Origin of the sequence: Okeania sp. SIO2F4 (assembly GCF_010672385.1) — a bacterium.
In the GTDB taxonomy this organism is placed as follows: domain Bacteria; phylum Cyanobacteriota; class Cyanobacteriia; order Cyanobacteriales; family Microcoleaceae; genus Trichodesmium.
Genome location: NZ_JAAHGT010001138.1, coordinates 1 through 2,723, shown reverse-complemented (window position 1 = coordinate 2,723; position 2,723 = coordinate 1). Strand labels below are relative to the sequence as shown.

Here is a 2,723-nt window from a genome sequence, read left to right as displayed (position 1 = left end):
AGACTTTCTTGATTCAATTGAATATTTTTAGCTTCAGCTTCCTGTTGAAAGATGGCAATCAAAATATCAATATCTGGCTTCCCGTGATTAGTTAATGGTTTTTGTAATTCTGTCAAAACAGCAGAATTATCAAAATATTCCCTCAGAAATCTGTTAAATCCATTCCATCCATCCGGTTTAGCAGAATAGAATAAAAGTTGTTGAGGATGGAGGATTTTTTCCCATTCCTTAACAGCCTTTTCTCCAGATTCAATAGCCTTTTCTATATCCGTTTTATTGAGAGATTGAAAGAGGCGATCGCCACCTTGTTTCAAAACACCACCCAATAAAGGAGCTGCTATTTTTGGTAATTCCCAACCTAAGAAAAATGGTTCCATAATGTTACCTCTAGTAGAGTGACTTAATCAAATAATAACGATAAATAATTAAATCAGTCATTAGCTTATCTCCTCCCGCAATTCTTCAGCAGAATAATTAAAAATAGGGACTTGATATTGTCCCAAAACTTCTATAAAAATAGAATTATCGAATCACCTAACCGACAGCTAACCCACTAAACTGTCGCCTATAGACAGATTGAAAACCCAAAACTATATCTGTCTTGGGCACGCCTGCTGCTAACAACTCGTCAGCAACACCGATATCGGTACAATCTTGCTGTATCCAGATTTTCCCATCCTTAATATCCACATGAACTGTGATACCATATACCCGTTTGTGGTCATCCCAACCTAGATTAACGACTAGATAGCGATCGCGTACCGTATCGAAAACAGCTTCTACTGCGGTATCTGGAGAGATATCTTCTCCTAAGAAACTTTCGGTCAAAATTTTTTGCACCAGTTCGGGGTAATTTAGTTTTTCCATGTGACAATTTTCTCCTTGTTAGGGTCAAAAATTAGTAATTTTAACTGATGTTCGGCGATGACATCTTGAACAAATTCGCGACGAAAAAAGCCATCGTAAACCTCAAAAGTAATTGCCAGATATAATATTCGATTTAGATGCGCTTTTCTTAATGCAGAGCGGTAGTTAAGAATTTGACCGAGAGCTAAATGAAATTCTTTGACCTCGGATGTTCCTACAAAAGATTTAACTTCTACCGCTATTTTTCGATCGCCTTTTTCGGCAGCAATGATTTTTTCTGCACCTAAGTCTATCTGGAAACTAACGTCGCCAACTCTCATAAATAGAGGGTCGTGAGTTATAGTCCATCCATCCTTTTCGAGGGCGGAGCGTACTGCATCGTGAAAGATGTCTTTTGCTGACATAATAGCGTTTTTTTAGGTATAATTTCGGTCGAGTTGCTGGAGTTATTTTTGACATTATAGCATTCAACAGGCATTCCGGCCTGTTGCTTGTTACTGATGGAGAAAAAAAGGGCGATCGCTTACAGAAGAAAGCACCCTATTATACCTCTCCCAAAATGCCAATTTTAGAACGGTGCGGTAAAACTTTCAGAATCTTTTCTGGAGATGTCTATTAAATAGTCAGTCCACTACTGGACTTCTTCCTTTTTAATTTCACCATAAAAAATCCATCCATTTGTTCTCTATGAGGCCAAACTTTTATCCATCCTTCTGTACAAGGTGAAACTATAAAATCAACAGTTGGCGGTTCAATTTCCCACTCAGAATTATTTGTCAAAAATTCCTCAATAATTCCCTCATTTTCTAAAGGATAAATTGTACAAGTTGCATATACCAAAACACCCCCTGGGTTCACCCATTTCGCCGCAGTTTCTAACAATTCACTCTGAAGTTTTGCTAGTTCTTGAATATTCTCTAAAGTTTGTCTCCACCGTGCATCTGCCCGACGGTGTAAAGTTCCTAAACCAGAACAAGGTACGTCTAATAAAACTCGGTCTGCCTTATTAATAAATTGTGGTAAATTCCGACTATCACCTGTAGAAATAGAAATAGATTTTAACTGCAATCTCTCGGCATTTTGCTCTAATTTTTTCAGTCGAGAAGCAGTTTTATCAATAGCAAAAATTTTACCATTATCTCCCATTAATTCTGCTATATGAGTAGTCTTGCCTCCAGGAGCAGCACAGGCATCAATTATTATTTCTCCTGGTTGGGGATTTAATAAATAACTAACTAATTGAGCGCTACTATCTTGAACTGACCACCAACCTTCCTTATAACCTGGTAATTTTTGAATTTGCCCTACTGCTCCAGTTAATCTTAAAGCTTGGGGAAGTTGGGAAATCCTGCTAACAGAAATACCAGTATTTTTAATAGCTGTTTCTACTTCTTCAATAGAGATTTTGAGGGGATTAATTCTTAAATCAATACTAGGGGATTGATTGAACCACGAACATAATTTTTCAGCTTCCGTTAAACCTAATTTTTCTATCCAATATTCAATTATCCAGTCAGGAAAACTATAAGATATTCCTAATTTTTCTACTGGATTTTCTGGCAGATTTATAGTCAAGTCGCGCCGAATATATTCTCGAAGTAAGCCATTAACAAAACCAGCTAATTTAGCAAACTTATTTTGTTTAGCTAACTCAACCGTTGTATCAACTGCTGCCGACTCTGGAATTTGTTCTAAATAAGATAATTGATATAAACCAATATGGAGAATAATGCGTAAATCAGGGTTTTGTTGATGGCCTATGAATGGTCAACTGGAGAAACAACACGCGTTATTACGGTAACAAGTGGCGGAGACTATACGGTAACAGTAACTGATCATAATGGCGTTTGTAAGAC

At 37.1% G+C, this 2,723-nt stretch carries 3 protein-coding genes and 2 pseudogenes; 1 reads left to right on the top strand and 4 read right to left on the bottom strand.

Features of this window, described 5'->3' with window-relative positions:
* From F6K22_RS38040 to F6K22_RS38030, 3 genes and pseudogenes are all read right to left on the bottom strand, one after another.
* Positions 1 to 377: pseudogene (locus F6K22_RS38040) on the bottom strand (signal transduction protein); the annotation flags it as partial.
* Between the two features lie 157 nt (positions 378 to 534).
* Positions 535 to 867 (bottom strand): XisI protein, encoded by a 333-nt coding sequence (locus tag F6K22_RS38035; RefSeq protein ID WP_293110038.1) that lies wholly within the window; start codon positions 865 to 867, stop codon positions 535 to 537.
* Complete coding sequence (locus F6K22_RS38030; protein WP_293110036.1) at positions 855 to 1,271, bottom strand: XisH family protein; 417 nt, start codon at positions 1,269 to 1,271, stop codon at positions 855 to 857. Before F6K22_RS38030 ends, F6K22_RS38035 begins: the two co-directional genes overlap by 13 nt.
* A gap of 83 nt (positions 1,272 to 1,354) precedes the next feature.
* On the opposite strand from F6K22_RS38030, the gene F6K22_RS38025 reads away from it, so the two are divergent.
* Positions 1,355 to 1,486, top strand: a complete 132-nt coding sequence (locus tag F6K22_RS38025; protein WP_293110034.1) for a hypothetical protein — start codon at positions 1,355 to 1,357, stop codon at positions 1,484 to 1,486.
* Here the strand turns inward: F6K22_RS38025 and F6K22_RS38020 are convergent.
* A pseudogene (locus F6K22_RS38020) lies at positions 1,483 to 2,619 on the bottom strand (16S rRNA (cytosine(967)-C(5))-methyltransferase); the annotation flags it as partial. The gene F6K22_RS38025 and the pseudogene F6K22_RS38020 sit on opposite strands and share 4 nt — an antisense overlap.
* Positions 2,620 to 2,723: the final 104 nt, after the last annotated feature.